13 protein-coding genes are annotated in these 17,553 nt (G+C 63.8%); 8 read left to right on the top strand and 5 right to left on the bottom strand.

Annotated elements, in window-relative coordinates; translation table 11 throughout:
* Window positions 1–203: 203 nt before the first annotated feature.
* Window positions 204–6,299 carry a kinesin gene (locus tag FJV77_RS05595; protein WP_142865853.1) on the bottom strand — a complete coding sequence of 2,032 codons (6,096 nt, stop codon included), beginning with the start codon at window positions 6,297–6,299 and terminating at the stop codon, window positions 204–206.
* A gap of 318 nt (window positions 6,300–6,617) precedes the next feature.
* On the opposite strand from FJV77_RS05595, the gene FJV77_RS05590 reads away from it, so the two are divergent.
* The 3 genes from FJV77_RS05590 (at window position 6,618) to FJV77_RS05580 (ending at window position 8,558) form a co-directional block, all read left to right on the top strand.
* The gene (locus tag FJV77_RS05590) at window positions 6,618–6,956 is read left to right on the top strand and encodes an Hpt domain-containing protein (RefSeq protein WP_142865867.1); all 339 of its coding nucleotides are present in this window, start codon (window positions 6,618–6,620) and stop codon (window positions 6,954–6,956) included.
* Between the two features lie 157 nt (window positions 6,957–7,113).
* Window positions 7,114–7,434, top strand: coding sequence for a 2Fe-2S iron-sulfur cluster-binding protein (locus FJV77_RS05585; RefSeq protein WP_142865852.1), 321 nt, complete (start codon window positions 7,114–7,116; stop codon window positions 7,432–7,434).
* Window positions 7,435–7,526: 92 nt separating this feature from the next.
* Complete coding sequence (locus FJV77_RS05580; protein WP_142865851.1) at window positions 7,527–8,558, top strand: NAD(P)/FAD-dependent oxidoreductase; 1,032 nt, start codon at window positions 7,527–7,529, stop codon at window positions 8,556–8,558.
* A 20-nt stretch (window positions 8,559–8,578) separates the two neighbouring features.
* Here the strand turns inward: FJV77_RS05580 and FJV77_RS05575 are convergent, their stop codons facing one another.
* Both FJV77_RS05575 and FJV77_RS05570 read right to left on the bottom strand, forming a co-directional pair.
* Window positions 8,579–10,063 (bottom strand): MDR family MFS transporter, encoded by a 1,485-nt coding sequence (locus FJV77_RS05575; RefSeq protein WP_142865850.1) that lies wholly within the window; start codon window positions 10,061–10,063, stop codon window positions 8,579–8,581.
* A gap of 217 nt (window positions 10,064–10,280) precedes the next feature.
* Window positions 10,281–10,901, bottom strand: a complete 621-nt coding sequence (locus FJV77_RS05570; RefSeq protein ID WP_142865849.1) for a DUF922 domain-containing protein — start codon at window positions 10,899–10,901, stop codon at window positions 10,281–10,283.
* Window positions 10,902–11,019: 118 nt separating this feature from the next.
* Here FJV77_RS05570 and folP point away from each other — a divergent pair, with 118 nt between their 5' ends.
* From folP to folK, 3 genes are read left to right on the top strand one after another with little or no spacing between them, the layout of a single operon-like run.
* Window positions 11,020–11,877: a dihydropteroate synthase gene (gene folP, locus FJV77_RS05565; RefSeq protein WP_142865848.1), complete on the top strand. Its 858-nt coding sequence runs from the start codon at window positions 11,020–11,022 to the stop codon at window positions 11,875–11,877.
* 3 nt (window positions 11,878–11,880) lie between these two features.
* Window positions 11,881–12,240 carry a dihydroneopterin aldolase gene (gene folB / locus FJV77_RS05560; protein WP_142865847.1) on the top strand — a complete coding sequence of 120 codons (360 nt, stop codon included), beginning with the start codon at window positions 11,881–11,883 and terminating at the stop codon, window positions 12,238–12,240.
* Window positions 12,224–12,736, top strand: a complete 513-nt coding sequence (gene folK, locus FJV77_RS05555) for a 2-amino-4-hydroxy-6-hydroxymethyldihydropteridine diphosphokinase (RefSeq protein WP_142865846.1) — start codon at window positions 12,224–12,226, stop codon at window positions 12,734–12,736. Before folB ends, folK begins: the two co-directional genes overlap by 17 nt.
* Here folK and FJV77_RS05550 read toward each other — a convergent pair.
* Both FJV77_RS05550 and FJV77_RS05545 read right to left on the bottom strand, forming a co-directional pair.
* On the bottom strand, window positions 12,733–13,281 hold the full coding sequence (locus FJV77_RS05550) for a DUF924 family protein (RefSeq protein ID WP_142865845.1): 549 nt from the start codon (window positions 13,279–13,281) through the stop codon (window positions 12,733–12,735). The genes folK and FJV77_RS05550 overlap by 4 nt on opposite strands.
* Window positions 13,278–15,128 carry a monovalent cation:proton antiporter-2 (CPA2) family protein gene (locus FJV77_RS05545; protein WP_142865844.1) on the bottom strand — a complete coding sequence of 617 codons (1,851 nt, stop codon included), beginning with the start codon at window positions 15,126–15,128 and terminating at the stop codon, window positions 13,278–13,280. Before FJV77_RS05545 ends, FJV77_RS05550 begins: the two co-directional genes overlap by 4 nt.
* A gap of 161 nt (window positions 15,129–15,289) precedes the next feature.
* Between FJV77_RS05545 and FJV77_RS05540 the strand changes: the two genes are divergently transcribed.
* Both FJV77_RS05540 and FJV77_RS05535 read left to right on the top strand, forming a co-directional pair.
* Window positions 15,290–16,276 carry an AraC family transcriptional regulator gene (locus tag FJV77_RS05540; protein WP_185970200.1) on the top strand — a complete coding sequence of 329 codons (987 nt, stop codon included), beginning with the start codon at window positions 15,290–15,292 and terminating at the stop codon, window positions 16,274–16,276.
* A 59-nt stretch (window positions 16,277–16,335) separates the two neighbouring features.
* Window positions 16,336–17,544, top strand: a complete 1,209-nt coding sequence (locus tag FJV77_RS05535) for an MFS transporter (RefSeq protein WP_142865842.1) — start codon at window positions 16,336–16,338, stop codon at window positions 17,542–17,544.
* Window positions 17,545–17,553 lie beyond the last annotated feature (9 nt).

The raw sequence follows: 17,553 nt of genomic DNA, 5'->3' as shown, positions 1-17,553 counted from the left end.
GCGGTGACCATGGCCTTCATCGACATACGCAACAACACGCTGACGCAACTCAAGCGGTAGCGGCTTGCCCATTGCGGTCTCCTTTCAACCGCAATGAATCACGAACTCAAACCAAGGGGAATCCTGAATCCTTTAAAAGGCGACAGGCTTTAAACGAAAAAGGCGGGCCGTGGCCCGCCCTGGTTCAGTAATCGTCGCACCAATCAGTGCAGCCGGCCGCTCGCATGGGCCAGCATGGTGTAGACCTTGCCGGTGTCCGACGTCAGATAGGTCTGCGCCATGATGTTGTCGCGGTCGTTGCGCGAGACGTCCTTGAGCAGCTTCTCAAAATCGTCGCAGTAGCGGTCGACGGCGGCGCGGAACTCCGCCTCTCCCTGATATTTGCGGCGGATTTCATCGAAGGTCTGCTGGCCCTTAAGCGTGTAGAGGCGGCGTGTGAACACGTCACGCTCGCCGCGCCGGTAGCGGTTCCACAGCTCGATCGAGGCGTCATGGTCGATCGCCCGCGCAATGTCGACCGACAGCGAGTTGAGCGACTCCATGACATGCAGCGGCGAGCGCTGGGCGGGAGTTGCGCGCGGTGCTTCCGCGGGCGCTGCCGGCCTGGCGACTTCCTCCTCGCGCGATGCCCCGGTCAGGAGGTCGCGCACCCAGCCGCCTTGCGGTGTGCGGGCGTTGGCGTCGCGCTGGCGCGGTGCTTCGGCAGGACGTTCGATATCGAGCGTGCCGCGCAGACCGCCGAGCGGCGCCTGCGGAGCCGGACGCTCGGCCAGCGGCGCCGGCGGTGGGCGGCGTACAGGCTCGGCCGGGCGCTGGACCGGCGCCTGGGGAGCCGGGCGCAAATTGCGGGGCTCGGAATTGTCGCCACCACCGCGGCCCGATTTCGCAACGATATCCGAAAGTTCCTTGAGCGCGTTGATCTGCTCGGAAACGGCACGGCGGATCGCCGAGGTCGATTCCTTGGCCTCTTCCGGCATCTCGATGACGCCCTTCTTGAGCTCGGCGCGTGTGAGGTCGAGCTCGCTCTTGATCGAGCTTGCGGTGCGCCGCATCTCCTCGGTCGCATCGGCAAACCGGTTGGTTGCCGAATCGACCACTTCCGCTATGGCAATGCGGATCTTGTCGGCCGATGCCAGCGTCCTGCCTTCGGCATTCTGCATCGTCTGGCCGACAAGGCTCTCGAAAGAACGCATCACCTTCTCGAGGTCTTCCGACTTCTTGACCAGGCCGACGGCGAGATCTTCGAGCGACGACTGTCTCTCCAGCGTGTGTTCCAGATTGCTCTGCGCCGAGCTCAGCAGGTCGGAAGCCGACGACAGCAGACGGCTGTGCTCATCGAACTTGGTGGCGATCGAAGCAACTTCGCGCAAGGTCGAAGATGACAGTTCGGTAAGCCGTGTCGTGTTCGAATCGACCAGGCGTGCCGAGCTGGCGAAGGTCTGCGCCGCCTTTTCGGTGGTCGCGGCGAAGCTTTGCGTGCTGCCGCTGAGACGTTCGTCGACTTGGCCAAGATTGACCGCCGCCTGCTCGATCAGCTCACCGAGCTGCGAGCTGGAGACGCTCATACGGCCGATGAGATCGGCGACGCTGTCGGCGAGCGACGAGCGCGCGCCTTCGACGGCCGACAGCGTTTCGGCCGTGCGGCTGGCGAGCGCATTGACGAGGGCGGCGTTTTCGCTACGCAGCTTCTCGGTGGCGCGTTCGGTGACCTCTTCCATGCTCTTTTGCAGTTCCGAGCCGCCCTGGGCGAAGCGCTCGACCAGCGGCCGTGCGGTTTCGTCGAGGATCTTCGACAGTTCGGCCGAACGTGCCGCCAGCATCGTGTTGAGCTCGCGGGTGTTTGTGCCGATGGTCTTGGCCGCGTCGTTGGTGCTCTGGCCGATATGTTGGCCAACCGCAGTAAAAGTCTCCGCAATCGTGTTGGCGCGCGAGATCAGTTGAGCCTCGGCGCTGGACACCTGCTCGTTGAGCTTCTGGCCCATCGTCTCGGTGGTGTAGGCGAGGCGGTTTTCGACGCTGGCGACCTGTTCCTCGACGCGGGTGGTTGCGGCAGCAACGCTCGCGGCCAGCCGCTCGTCGGCGCCGGCCAGAGCCTGCTCCATTTCGCGGGCGTGGACGGCAAGTTCCTGGCCGGTCTGGCGTGCGCGTTCGGCGACCCGCTGCTCGGTGCTGGCGAAGGCACCGACGATGTTGTCGGCATGCTCGCCGATCGTCGACGTGGAGTCGGCGATGCGCGACACCAGGCGGTGATCGGCTTCGTCGAAGATGCGGCTGATTTCGGTGGCACGGGCCGACAACGCGTCTGAACCCTCGGCAATGCGCGAGATCAGCTGCCGGTCGGCTGCATCGAAGATGTGGCCGAGGTCGGAGGCGCGGGCGGCCAACGCTTCGGCGGATTCGCCGATGCGCATGCTCAGCCGCTGGTCGGCACCCTCGAAGTTGCGCAGGATGTCGCCAGCGCGGTCGGCGAGCGACTGCGCTGTCTCGACCGCACGGGCAACCAGCTTCTGGTCGGCGGCGTCGAACGTGCCGGCGATTTCGCCGGCGCGGGCAGCCAGCCGTCCGGCCGTTTCCTCGGCACGAGCGAGCAGCGAGCTCGACGTCTCGTCGTGCCGGGCAAGCAGCGCGCTCGTCGTGTCTTCGGTGCGAGCAAGCAGGGCGCTCGTCGTTTCCTCGGCGCGTGCGTGCAGGCGGCGATCCGCATCCTCGAAGGTGCGGGCGATGTCCTCGGCCCGGGCCAGCAGGGCGGCCGAAGTCTGCTCGGCACGCTCGGCGATCTTGCGGTCGGCATCGCTGAAGGCAGCACCCGCCTGTTCGTGCAGGGCGCTGGTGACTTCCATCACCTTCTCGCGCAGTGCGCCGGCAACAAAGACGGCGCTCTTTTCGAGCACGTTGCGGACATTGTCGACACCCACCGACAGCGCGCGCTCCATGGTTCCGGCGCGCTCCTCGATGATGCCGGTCTGCTTGCTGAAGGCCTGCTCGATCTTCTCGACATCGGCTGCGATAGCCGCGGAAATGTCGGTGCTTCTGGCGGCGATCTGGTCGATATGGCCCGACAGGGAGCGGTCGACATCCTTGCGGGTGTCGGCGAGCTTCGCCAGATCGTCTTCCAGCGCCTGGGTCAGCATGTTGCGGCCTTCGGCCAGCTTGCCGACATGGCCGGCGATGATGTCGTCGACCTCGCCGCGGCTTGCCGACAGCTTTTGCAGGTCGGCTTCCAGCGCGCGCTTGAGGATGTCGCGGCCTTCGGCCAGCTTCTCGACCTGGCCGGCGACCAGTCCGTCGATGCTCGACCGGCTTTCGGCCAGCTTGGCGAGGTCGTCCTCAAGAGCCTTCGACAGCGTCGCGCGATCCTGGGCGAGCTTGTCGCTGTGATCCTGGAGCAGGCTGTTGACATTTTCCAGATCGGCTTCCAGCACCCGTGCGAATTCTCCACGGTTTTCAGTCAGCTTCTGCGACTGGTCGACAATGGCGCTCCTGATCGTGTTGAGATCGGCCTCGAGCGCCCGCTTGAGAATGTCGCGGCCCTCGGCGAGCTTCTCGACCTGTCCGGCGACCAGCCCATCGATGCTGGAGCGGCTCTCCGCCAGCTTGGCGATGTCGTCTTCCAGTGCCTTTGAGAGGGCCGAACGATCCTGGACGAGCCTGTTTTGATGATCGGCCATGAAGCCGCTCACATTGTGCAGATCGTCCTGAAGCGCCTGGGATAGCGTCGAACGATCCTGGACAAGCCGGTTCGTGTGGTCGGCGATCAGGCTGTTGACATTCTGCAGATCGGCTTCCAGTGCCTTCGAAAGCTGGCTGCGCTCTTCCGCCACCTTGTCGGAATGACCCGCGATGGCACCCTTGATGGTATTGATGTCGGCTTCGAGCGCGCGCTTGAGGATGTCACGGCCTTCGGCCAGCTTCTCGACCTGGCCGGCGACCAGCCCGTCAATGCTCGACCGGCTTTCCGCCAACTTGGCAAGGTCGGCTTCGAGCGTTTGGGACAAGAGGCCACGATCGTCGGCGAGCCGGTTCGAATGGTCGGAGAGCAGGCCCCTGATGCTGGACAGGTCGTTCTCCAGCGCCTTGCTGAGTTCAGTCCGGTCCTCGGCCAGTTTCGCCGAGTGGTTCTCGATCACGCCCTTGATGCCGACAATGTCGTTTTCGAGCGCCTTGGTCAGGACGGCGCGGCCTTCGGCGATCGTTTCGACCTGGCCGGCGACCAGCCCGTCAATCGAGGCGCGGCTGTCGGCGAGCTTACCAAGATCGGCTTCCAGGGCGCGCGACAGAATGTTGCGGCCCTCGGCCAGCTTGCCAACATGTCCGGCGACCATTTCATCAATGATCGTGCGGGCTTGCACGAGTTTTCCGGAGTCTTCATGCAAGGCCTGGTTGAGCCGGTTGCGGCCCTCTTCGAGGCGCTCGAGGTGGCTGCCGACCGACGCGTCGATGGCGGCGCGAGACTCGTTGACCTTGCGCAGATCCTCTTCCAAAGCGCGCGAAATCAGGTTGCGGCCTTCGGCGAGCTTCTGCACCTGGTTGGTCACGGCTGCGTCGATGCCGGCGCGGCCCTCGGCGAATTTCGCCAGATCCGCCTCCATGGCCGCTGCCATGCGCTCGCGGCTTTCGGACAGCTTGCGGCTGTGGTTTTCGACGGCTTCCTCGATGCCGACGCGGGCGTCGGCGAGGCGCTGGATGTCGGTGTCGAAGGAGCGCGACACGACGTGGCGGGCCGCTTCCATGCGGCCGGCGAAGTCGCTGGCGCGGGCTTCGAGCATGGACGAGGTCGACGAAACAATGTCGGCCATGTCGGCGCCGATCTGGGTCTTGCCCTGATCGATCATCGCCGACAAATGGTCCTTGCTCTCGGCAAAGGTATGGGCGATCTCGCGGGCGCGTTCGACCAGCGTTTCATTGATCTGGCGAGCCCGTGCCTCAAGCGCGGCGTTGAGCTTCTGCGTACCGGTGTCCAGGGCTTCGGCGCGGGTCTGGAATTCGCTGATCAGCGCCTGGCCACGTTCGGCCAAGGTGCGCTCGATGCCGCTGAGGCTGGATTCGAATTCCGAACTCAGGGTCCGGGCGGCACCGCCGAGCAGTGACACCATGCCGGTGGTGCGGTCGTCGAGCAGGTCGGTCAGCGACCGGGTCAAGCCGTCGGTGGTGTCCGTCAGCTTGGCGATGCGGGTGTCGAGCAACGAAGCGAAGGCTTCGCCCGAGGTCGACAGCCTGTCGGTGATCGTATCGAGCCTGCCTTCCACCTGATCGAAGATCGACATCGAGCTTTCGTTGATGCGGTCGATCAGCGTGTCGCCGGAATTGGTGATCGTCATCGACAGCTTGGTCGACGCGTTGAGGATCGAGTCGCGAATAATGTCGCTGGCAGCGCCGATTTCGTCCTTCAGCGTCTCATGCGCGCCGGTGATCGAGGCGCGCACGCGCTCGGCATGGGTGACGACGGCTTCGCGTTCGCTGCCCAGCCCGTCGACCAGGGAGCGGATACGGGACTCATTCTCGGAATAGGAGCGTTCGATCTGGTTGACCTCGCTGTGAACCAGCGTTTCGAGCTCGACGGCGCGCGCCAGCGTGCGCTCGATGCCTTCGCCCATCGCCGCCACTTCGCGGCGAACGGCCTGGCCGATCATCATCACGCGGTCCTGGGCGAGGTTTTCCGGTTCCGCCAGGCGGAAAGCCACTTCCGTCATCGACTGGGCGGCGATGCGCATTTCCTGCGCGCGGCGGATCATCGCCGCGAAGGCCCAAAACAGGACGACCGGTATGATTGCCGCGATTGCGAGGCCGATCAGTTCGGGGCGGGCGAGGAGTTGATCGAATGTACGGATTTTCCAGATGCTGGGGCCAAACAGCAGATTGGCAAGACCGCCGGCGCCGGCAATCCAGGCCAGCGACACGAACGCCACGACCCAATAGATCGTGCTCGACGCGCGCCGGTTGAGGCTGTGCAGCAGCGTCTTGTAATCTTTCTGGCGGTCATCGTTTGCCGGCTTGAAACCGGCCGGCTGCGCGCTGTTGCGCGATTCAACCGGGCGCAGCTCGGCGGGCTTGGCCTGGGCAGCCGGCGCCGCGCTTTGATTCTGTTGGATGGGTGCACTTTGAATGGAGGCGGGCTGGGTGCGGCCTTCGCGCGCCAGTTCGTCCGCGGCCTGCGAAATCTGCGCTTCCAGATCTTCCATCGACGCCGCTATATCGAGATCGCCGCTGCCGTCTCCGCTAAGGTCGAGGTCTAGTGCCTTTTCGAGTTCCCTGGCTACGTCGCTGTCGAGAGTTCTGGTCGTCGTTGGTTTCTTCGCCATGCCTTCGCTACCCTGTACTAGCTGCCGAGGGACTTTATGATTTTGGCCTGATTCTGGCTTATCTTATCCCACGCAGGAGGCTGAAAATGGACCCCTCGTATCGTAATGACACACAGGGGTAAAGAAAACATGCATTCCGCGAGATACGTAAAACTTTAAATATAAGGTTAACGTGAACGTGATTTCGCCGCCTCTGCGGCAACAATTTTCCGGCCCATTCATTAACGCGTTGGCGACGGAAATCGCCTAAGTTTTTTTGGCGATCGGGACAAAGGGAGTTTCAAATTGGTACGCGGTGAAAGCGGCATTGCCTTCTCAATGCCGGGCGGCGATGCGTCGGGTCCGGCCCGTTCGCGGCCGGTGGATCTGGCCCATCTGGCCCGACAGACAATGGGCGATCGCGCCCTCGAACAGGAGGTATTGGCACTGTTCGTACAGCAGGCGCTTTCCGTCCGCGACAAGATCATCGACGCCGATGTCAGGGAGAGGCTGCTCCTAGCGCATGGGCTGAAAGGTTCGGCGCGCGGCGTCGGCGCCTTTGCCATCGCCGACTGCGCCTCATCGATCGAACAGCAGCCGGAAGATACACGCAGCCTCAAGCGCCTCAGCGTTCTGATCGAGGAAGTGCGGGATTTCATCGCCGCCATCAGCCGGTAATGGCTGCCGCTCGTCGGCCGCCACCGGCATGAATTGGCCGGGCCAGGGCGCGCTTTATCCAGCTTTCCGAAAAAACGTCACAAAGCGGCGCTTTCGCGCCGCAGTTGACTTGTCTGGCGGAGTGATTATCTCGGCTGAGACTCCCTTCAGGTGACAAATGACCAAGCTGACCTTCATCGCCAATGACGGCACTTCTTTCGATGTCGAGGCCGAAAACGGCTCGACCGTCATGGAGAATGCGATCCGCAACGCGGTGCCGGGCATCGAGGCCGAATGCGGCGGCGCCTGCGCCTGCGCAACCTGCCATGTCTATGTCGACGAAGCCTGGACGGCCGAGGTCGGCGAGCCGGAGGCGATGGAAGAGGACATGCTGGACTTCGCTTATGAGGTCCAGCCGAACTCGCGCCTGTCCTGCCAGATCAAGGTGCGCGACGCCCTTGACGGCCTCGTCGTGCGCGTTCCCGCCCGCCAGGGCTGAACCGACTTCTCTCGGATTTTTGCCGCCGGCGCTTGGCAGCAAGCCAATGCTCATGCAGTTTGGCCCAGTTTTGGCAATGAGGCACGCCTGGCATGACCGATGTAATCAAGACGGACGCACTCATTGTCGGGGCAGGGCCGGTCGGACTGTTCGCCGTGTTCGAACTCGGCCTCCTCGACATGAAATGCCATTTGATCGACATCCTCGACCGGCCCGGTGGCCAGTGCGCCGAACTCTATCCGGAAAAGCCGATCTACGACATTCCGGGCTGGCCCTTGATCTCGGCGCAAGGCCTGGTCGACAGGCTGGTCGAGCAGATCCACCCGTTCAAGCCCGACTTCACCTTCAACCGCATGGTCTCCAGCCTGGAAAAGCTGGAGGACGGCTCCTTCCGCGTCACCACCGACGAGAACGAGGTGTTCGAGGCCAAGGTGGTGGTGATCGCCGCCGGCGGCGGCTCGTTCCAGCCCAAACGGCCGCCCATTCCCGGCATCGAGGCCTATGAAGGCAAGAGCGTCTTTTATTCGGTGCGCCGCATGGAGGATTTCCGCGGCCACGATCTCGTCATCGTCGGCGGCGGCGATTCCGCGCTCGACTGGACGCTGAACCTGCAGCCGGTGGCAAAAAGCGTGACGCTGGTTCACCGCCGCCCGGAATTCCGCGCCGCACCTGACAGTGTCAACAAGATGTACGCCATGCAGGAGATGAAGCAGCTGGAGTTCCGGGTCGGCCAGGTGAGCGGCCTGACCGGCGTCGACGGTCAGTTGGCGTCCGCGACCATCAAGGGCGGCCCTGACGGCGACATCGAGGTGCCTTGCACCCGCATGCTGCCGTTCTTCGGCCTGACCATGAAGCTCGGCCCGATCGCCGAATGGGGGCTCAACCTTCACGAGAACCTCATTCCGGTCGACACCGAAAAGTTCCAGTCCTCGGTGCCCGGCATCTTCGCCGTCGGCGATATCAACTGGTACCCCGGCAAGCTGAAGCTGATCCTGTCGGGCTTTCACGAGGTGGCGCTGATGGCGCAGGCCGCCAAGCGCATCATCAGCCCTGGCGAGCGCATCGTCTTCCAGTACACGACCTCCTCAACCAGCCTGCAGAAGAAGCTCGGGGTCGTGGGGTAGGTTCTACAGGGCTCTCTGGATCATTCCACCAGGACGACTGGCGCCTCGGCCTCGTCGCGGCCGCGCAGCGACTTCTCCGGCATCAGTGCCAGCGTGATCAGCGCCAGCACGAGCGTGATAGCTGCGGCAAGGAAGATCATCATGAACGGCGTCGCCGATACGATCTGTCCGGCAGCCGGCACGCCTTCGCCGGCAAGCGGCAGGCCGTAGCCGAGCGCGACGGCGCCGAGCATGGCGACACCGAGTGCGCTGCCCAGCGAGCGCAGGAAGGTCAGCACGCCGGTGGCGACGCCGAGATGCGCACGGTCGACCGCGTTCTGCACGGACACGGTGGCGACCGGGAAAGTGGTGCCGCTTCCAAGCCCAATGCATATGGTCAAGAGCTCGACCACCAGCAGCGAGGCGCGGCCGGCAACCAGGCTGAGCACGCCAAGGCAGATGATGGCGAAGAGAACGCCAACCATGGCGATGCGCTTGTAGTGGAAGAAGCGCGGTATCGTGCGGCCGCTGAATGTCGCGCCGGCGACCGTGCCGAGCAGCAGGCCGAGCATGGCAAGGCCAGACTGGCTGACCGACAGCCTGATGATCGACTGGAGATAGACCGGCAGATACACGGACAGGCCGATATTGGCGGCCTGCAGCAGGAACATCGACGCCGTGCCGGCAAGCACGATCGGGTTGCTCAGCACTTCAAGCGAAATCAGTGGCTCGGCCGCCCGCATCAGCCGCAGCGCAAAGGCGCCCCAGAAGACCGCCGAACAGGCGAGCAGGGCGAGGATCTCGCGCGAGGCCCATGGATAGGCGCTGCCGCCCCAGTTGAGCGCCAAAAGCAGCAACGCCGTCGCCACCACCAGAAGCAGTGCGCCCAGCGCGTCGATGCGATGCCGCTTTGCGGCGACCGGCAGTTTGCGCAGCGGCTTGTTGATGATCGCCATCGCCACCAGGCCAAGCGGGATGTTGATCCAAAAGATCAGCGACCAGTGCAGATGTTCGGCAAATCCGCCGCCCAGCAACGGTCCGGCGATGCTGGCAACAGCCCATGTGCCCGAAATCCAGGCGGCATAGCGCGCCCGTTCGCGCGGCGGCACGAGGTCGCCGATGACGATCTGCGCCAAGGCGAACAGGCCGCCACCGCCGGCACCCTGGATTGCCCGGCCGATGACCAGCACGAACATGTTGGGGGCCATGGCGCTGACCAGCGATCCCGCGAGGAAGATCAGGATCGCCGCATAGACGGTCGGCCGGCGGCCATAAACGTCGGAGATCTTGCCGTAGAGTGGCGCCATGGCGGTCGCCGTCAAGAGATAGCCGGTCACGATCCACGGCAGATAGTCGGCATGGCCGAGGGAACGGCCGATGGTCGGCATGGCCGGCGCGACGATGGTCTGGTCGAGTGCCGCCAAGAGCATCGACAGCAAGATGCCGGCGATGATGACGTTCTTTTCGCTCTCCGTCAGCGGCGCGGCGGGCGTCGCCATCACCGGCTTGTCGACAGCCTGGTCCATGTCAGTTCATCCACAACGCCTGGCGAGCGATTGCGCGGCGCCAAATGGCCGCTCCGCTATACGCCGCCTCAATTGGTCTTGATCTCGTGTTCCGAAGCTCGCGCCTTGCGAGCCTGACATATGTCGGTCGGTATAGGCCGATTTCGACCCTTGCCCGAAAGTTTTCTGAGGCTGGCCTCATGTTTCGGCGCGATTGGCTTGATATCAGTCCCGTGGTTCAGCCAGGCGGAAGCTGGCCGTTTTCGACGCGCTGCATGCGGTAGCGCAGCAGCCGCAGGATGCGGCTTTCGAAGTTGACGCCTTCGACCCGGTCGAAGCGCAGCTGGTCCTGGTCGTGCCTGGCGAGCTCGGCCGCGGTGATCTGCGCCGCCTTCGCCTTTGCCTCGGCGCAGGTCTTTTGCGGGTAGCTGGCGTTCAGCGCGTCCTCGAGCTGACGGCCGTGGTTCTTGGCAATCTCGACATGGCGCTCCTCGTGGCGCTTGATGTCGGCCGACAGCGTGTCCCAGAACAGCCTGACATCGGCGTCCGCCTTGCGCGGCCTGCGCCACTCCGGGAGGATGACCTTGACCTTGACGGTGACGGTGGCCTTGGCGATGCGGCAGGAATCAGCGGTTTGCGCGTAGCTGATGCGGGTGGTGAACGCCATCTGGGTTGCGCCCGGATGCCTCATCCCGGTGCTTTTCACCTCGGGTCCATGTTTCGACAATTGCGTCTCGATGTCATCGAGTGTGCTGCCGCCGACGGCAAAATAGCTGTAGGTCTTCACCAGATTGGCAGCATTCGCCGGCAGGACGGTCAAAGCCAGCGTCAGGGCGCAGAGCAGGGGTCGTTTCATCATGTTGCCTCTTCACTCACCTTGCTTTACGGCCGTTGCCGGCGCAACGGAATTGATCTTCCACCGATCACGCATCGTTGATGGATTGCAAGCGCTCGATGGGCCACATGGTTGAAGGACAATGACGACAAGGCGATGGCAACTGGCGCATGGACGCCATCTCGACCTTGGCGAGAAGGCCATAGTGGTCGGCATTCTCAACGTCACGCCGGACAGTTTTTCGGATGGCGGGCTGTTCATCGCGGCTGACCAGGCGGTGGCGCAGGCGCGCCGCATGGTGGAAGAGGGCGCTGTCGTCATCGACATCGGCGGAGAATCCACGCGCCCCGGCGCCTCTCCCGTTACCCCTGGGGAAGAGCAGGCCCGCATCCTGCCGGTGATCGCCGCGCTCGCTGCGTCTGGTGAAGCTTTGATATCGGTCGACACCTATCGCGAGCAAACCGCGCGCCTGGCCGTCGCCGCCGGCGCGCATATCGTCAACGATGTCTGGGGCCTGCAGCGTGAACCCGGCATTGCCCGCGTCGCCGCCGAGACCGGCGCCGGGCTGGTCATCATGCACACCGGGCGCGAGCGGCAAAAGCTGCCCGACGTCATCGACGATCAATTTTTATTCCTGAAGGCATCGCTGGAAATCGCCAAGCGCAATGGCGTTGAGGATGACCATATCGTGCTCGATGCCGGCTTCGGCTTCGCCAAAGAGACGGCCGAGGAAAACCTCGACCTGATGGCTCGGTTTTCCGAACTGACGGCGCTGGGCTTTCCCCTGATGGCCGGCACTTCCAGGAAACGCTTCGTCGGCACCGTCACCGGCCGCGAGGCCGCCGAGCGCGGCGCCGGTACGGCAGCCACCAGCGTCATCCTCAGGCTCAAGGGCGCCGATCTGTTTCGCGTTCACGATGTCGCAATCAACGTGGACGCACTGGCCGTCGCCGATGCTATGCTGGCGCGAAAGGCCAGGATGCTGAGCCCAGGACACTAAGAAATGTATGTCATCCGCATGAAGAACTGCGCCTTCTTTGCCCGGCACGGCGTGCTGGATGAGGAGGAGGCGCTCGGCCAGCGTTTCTATGTCGATGCCGAGTTGACGGTCGAGCCCAGCCGCCCGCTGGAGGATGACTCCATCGAGGACACCGTCAATTACGGCATCGCCTTCACGGTGATTGAGAAGATCATCACCGGACATCGCCGTTTCCTGATCGAGGCGCTGGCGCTCGAAGTGGCGAAGGCGCTGACGGCGCGGTTTCCGCAGATCAGGAAGGCCGAGATCACCGTGCGCAAGCCCAACGCGCCGGTGCCCGGCGTGCTCGATTATGTCGAGGTGACCGTTGTCTGGCCCGAATAACACGGTCTATCTCAGCCTTGGCGGCAATCTCGGCGATCCGGCGGCCTCGATGGCCACGGCGTTGCGCCTGCTGGACGCTGACGAGAGCACGCGCGTCATTGCCGTCTCCTCGCTTTACCGCACACCGCCTTGGGGCAAGCTCGACCAGCCGGATTTCCTCAACGCCGCCGCCGAAATCTCGACGGGGCTGGCGCCAAGGGCTCTGCTCGATCTCTGCCTCGAGGCCGAGCGCAAGCTGAAGCGGGTGCGCGAGGAGCGCTGGGGGCCGCGCCTGATCGATATCGACATACTGGTGTTCGGCGACCGCATTATCCACGAGACCGGGTTGGAAGTGCCGCATCCCAGGATGCTGGAGCGCGCCTTCGTGCTGGCGCCCTTGGCCGAGATCGCGCCGGAACTGGAGGTTGGCGGCCGCAGCGTGAGCGAGCGGCTTGGCGCCGTCGATGCGTCAGGCATAGAGCGGCTGGCTTCCGGCCGTGACTGGTGGCTGGGCTAGCCGGAAAACCCGCCACCATCGAGAAATGCCTGTTCGTCCGCCGTCGTCTCGCGGCCAAGCATCTTGTTGCGATGCGGAAAGCGGCCGAAACGCTCGATGATGTCGCGGTGCTCGACCGCGTATTTGATATACTCCGGCGCCCTGGCAGTGGTGAGCTCGACCGATCTGTCCTGGTCGGCGGGCAGCTCCGAATGTTCATAGGGCAGGTACAGGAAGACCCGCAGGTCCTCTTCCAGCGCAAGGTCATGGCCGGCGGCGATCGCCTTGGCGGCAAAAAGCCTTGCCAGCGGGTCGGTGGCGTACATGTGGCCGGTGCCGCGAAAGCAGTTGCGCGGAAACTGGTCGAGCAGGATCATCAGCGCCAGCGAACCCTCGGCATGCTCCGACCAGGCATCGCATTCGCGCCGCGCGGCCGCAAAGTGCAGGTCGAGGAACCGGCTGCGAAAATCCGCGTCGAAGGCGTCGTTCTTTTCGAACCAGGCATCTTCGCCGGCCTCGCGCCAGAATTTGGTGACGGCGAGCGCGCGTTCATCCAATGCGGTCATCTGCCTTCCTCTGATTGGGCGGATTCGGATTTTTGCAACACACCGGCGGTTTCTTCATTCAGCGCCTGGCCGGGTCGACGCGGCGGGGCGAGCGGCGTCGGTATCGGCGTGCCGATATTGCCCCTGAGGAAGCGCCGGCCAGCCCGTATGCCTTCCGCCAACTGCGTCTCGAAGCGGTCGTTGTCGCGGCGCCGCACATCCTCGATGACGTCGGCGACGTCTTCCGGTTCGACGCCAAGCGCTTCGAGCGCCGAGCCACCGAAGACGAGGGCCGATTCGAAAGTTTCGCGCAGCTGGAAATCCACTCCGACACGGATGAGCGACAGCGCGGTGCCGCGATCGTACGCACGTGCCAGAACGGTCAGCAGCGGGAATTCCGCCTTGATCAGTTCGGCAATGCGAACCGCAGCGTCCGCCTTGTCGACGCAGATCAACACGGCGCGTGCGCGACCGGCGCCCGCGGCGCGCAGAATGTCCAGCCGCGTACCGTCGCCATAATAGACCTTGAAGCCGAAATCGGCCGCCGCCTGGATCATTTCGACATCGTTGTCGATGATCGACACGTCGATGCCGCGCAACAAAAGCGGCTGGCTGGCGATCTGGCCGAAGCGGCCGAAGCCGATGACCAGAACACTGCCGGTCAGCCCTTCGGCAATATCGACGCCTTCGAGCGACTGCTCGTCGCGCGGCGTCAAATATCTAAGCGCAATGATCGCCAGCGGCGTCAGCACCATGGAGATGATGATGATCGCGGTCAGCGTGGCGTTGGCCCTGCTGTCGATGATGCCGACTGCCGCCGCGGCGGAGTAAAGCACGAAGGCGAATTCGCCGCCCTGCGCCATGAACACGGCGCGCTCCAGCGCTTCGCGGTGGCCGCTCTTCAGCATGCGGGCGACGAGATAGATGCCGAGCGCCTTCATCACCATGTAGGCGACGACATAGATGGCGACGAGCCGCCAGTTGTCGATCACCACATGTAGGTCGAGCGACATGCCGACAGCGAGGAAGAACAGGCCAAGCAGGATGCCGCGAAAAGGTTCGATGTCGGCTTCCAGCTGATGGCGGAAGGTCGATTCCGACAGAAGCACGCCGGCAAGGAAGGCGCCCATCGCCATCGACAGGCCGGAAAGCTGCATGACCAGCGCCGACCCCAGCACGACCAGCAAAGCCGCTGCTGTCATCACTTCGCGCGCCTTGGCGTCAGCCAGGATGCGGAAGAACGGATTGAGCAGATAGCGGCCGGCCACCACCAGCCCGACGATGGCGCCAAGGCCGATGCCGACCTCGGTCAGCCTTTGCTGCAGGGTCATCTCGGCACCGCCCGGCGCCAGGAAGGCGACCAGCGCCAGAAGCGGCACGATTGCCAGATCCTCGAGCAGCAGGATCGAAACGATGCGCTGGCCCTTGGGGCTGGCCATCTCGCCGCGCTCTTCCAGAAGCTGCATGACGATCGCCGTCGAGGTCAGCACGAAACCGGCGCCGGCGACGAAGGATTGTGCGATCGGAAACCCGCCCGCTAATCCGACGAGAGTCAGAAGCACCGCGCAGACGCCGACCTGCAGCGCGCCGAGCCCGAAAATCTCGCGGCGCAGGCCCCACAGCCGCGACGGCTGCATCTCCAGCCCGATGATGAACAGGAACATGACGACGCCGAGTTCGGCGACATGCAGGATGGCTTCCGATTCGGAAAAGATGCGGATGCCGAACGGGCCGATAACCACGCCGGCGGCGAGATAGCCGAGGATCGAGCCCAGCCCCATGCGCTTGAAGATCGGAACGGCAACGACGCCCGCGGCAAGCAGCGCCACCACCTGAATGAGATCGCTGCCCGATGCTTCCGCCGCCATGCCTCTTGTCCCTGTGTCCGACAGCACTCCTTGCATGCAGTTGGAGCGTGAGGCAAGGGCGGGAAGCCTGCCTGGACGGGTAGGATGCAGCTGGAGCGTTTCCCATGGTGGAAGAATGGTCTCTGCTTGCCTGCCGGACGTTTGGCATCTATATCAGCCATATGTCTGACCATTCGTCCCAGCCGTCTTCGCCACATATCCCGATGGATGCCCTCAGCGAGGTTCTGCAAGACTTTCGCTTGAGCGGTGTCAACTACGGCCGCTGCGAGCTCCGACATCCATGGAGCATAGAATTTCCGCAACAGCCGCTGCTTCGTTTTCACTTTGTCGGCCAGGGTCCATGCTGGATTCACACCGAAGCGCAAGGCTGGCAGGAGTTGCGCGATGGCGATCTGATGCTGCTGCCGCAAGGCATTGCCCACCGGCTGGCCAGCGCGCCGGACGTTGCAAGCGACTCGCTTGCGGGTTGCCAGGTGATCAAGTTGGGGGGCAATTTCAGCGAAGTGGTGCGGGAAGGGACGGGCGCGACAAGCACCCTGTTCTGCGGCTCCATGGCCTTGGGTTCTTGTGCGCTCAACCCATTGATCACGCTGATGCCGCCTGTCATCAAGGGGTGCGACGTGGCCGGCAACGACCCGGTGATCGGTCCTTTGCTCGCGGCGATGACGGTCGAGGCCGCGCAACCGCAGATGGGCAGCGCCACCATCCTGTCGCGTATGGCGGATTTGCTGACAGCCCGGCTCATCCGCTGCTGGGTCAATTGCAATGGCGCTTCGACCACCGGTTGGCTCGCAGCCATCCGCGACCCCCATATCGGCCGCGCTCTGGCAGCCATGCACCGGGACCCCGGCCACAACTGGACGCTGGGAAGCCTGGCCGGCGTGGCAGGCCAATCGCGGTCGATTTTCGCCGAGCGCTTCAGCGCTGTATTGGGCGAGGGGGCTGCACGCTATCTCGCTCGCCTGCGTATGCAGCTTGCCCGCGAGTTGCTGGGCCAAAACGGCTTGTCGGTTGCCGAAGTCGCCACTCGTTTGGGCTATGATTCCGAGGCATCTTTCGCTCGCGCGTTCAAGCGGATCACCAATGTTTCGCCAGGCGTTGTGCGCCGCACAATTCCCGGACGAATAGATATGAATTTCGGATTTTAGGATACATATCATCCGAGCGGACTCGTCTATGAAGATCTCCTAACTTTGGAGATCCTTCCGTGACTGACACAACATTACAGCTTGAAGACGCCGCGATTGGCCTTGATGCCGATGCGCCATCCGCGTGGAGCGCAGCCACCTGGTTCGCGGTCATTTCATTGGCGGCCACCAGCTTTGCCCTGGTGTCCGCCGAATTCCTGCCGGCAGGTCTGTTGACGCCGATGGCGCGCGATCTCGGCATCAGCGAAGGAACAGCCGGACAGGTCGTCACCGCCACCGCTTCCGTCGGCGCCGTGACGGCCATGCTGAGCAATGTTCTCATCGGCCGATTGAACCGCAAGACGGTGCTGGTTGGCCTCATGGCCCTGGCGGTCGGTTCCAATATTCTTGCAGCGTTGGCGCCCAATTTCTGGCTGTTGTTGCTAGGCCGGGCCGGGCTGGGGATCGCTCTCAGCGCTTTCTGGGCACTTTCGGTTGCCGTCGTGGCAAGGTTGGTTGGCGCCAATGCGACAGGTCGAGGCATGGCCATCGTCACTCTCGGCGTCTCGCTTGCCACCATTGCCGCGCCCTCGATGGGTGCGCTGATCAGCGACTGGCTGGGATGGCGCAGCGCCATGGGTATGACGGCGGGGCTGGCCGTGATTGCCATGCTGCTGCAGTTGCTTAGCCTGCCGACCTTGCCTGCGGCAGCGAGCAACAGTCTTGCAGACGTATTTCGGCTGACACGGCGGCGTGGCATTCAACTCGGCATGCTGGCGATTGTCTTGCTGATGACCGGGCATTTCGCCGGCTCTGTCTATGTGCGCCCCTTCCTCGAACACGTGACGCTGCTTGCGACCGGGCCAATTGCGCTGGCTCTGCTCGGATTTGGCATCGCCGCCGTGGTCGGCAACATTGTCGGCGGCCGCTTGGCCGACGCCAATATCCGCATGGCGCTCGTGGTCACCGCCGTCCTGATGGCGTTTGCGGCTTTGGCATTGGTGCTTTGGGGCGTGCACATCGGCGCTGCCTTCGGCTTCGTTACGCTTTGGGGCCTCGCCTTCGGCATGGGGCCGGTGGTGCTGCCGACCAATCTGTCCCGTGCGGCACCGGACGCGCTGGAAGCGGCAGGCAGCCTGATGGTCGTCTCTTTCCAAATTGCCATCACCATCGGCGCGGTTGTCGGCGGCTATGTCGTGGACAACTATGGCGCCACGGCGCCTCTGACTCTCACCGCCGTCCTTGCCGCATCGACAGCTTTGCTGGCGTTGCTGCAGCCTCGCAGCTGAACCCTGCTT

This window comes from Mesorhizobium sp. WSM4306, from assembly GCF_007003975.1.
Taxonomy (GTDB): domain Bacteria; phylum Pseudomonadota; class Alphaproteobacteria; order Rhizobiales; family Rhizobiaceae; genus Mesorhizobium.
This window is presented reverse-complemented; position numbering and strand designations above follow the sequence as displayed.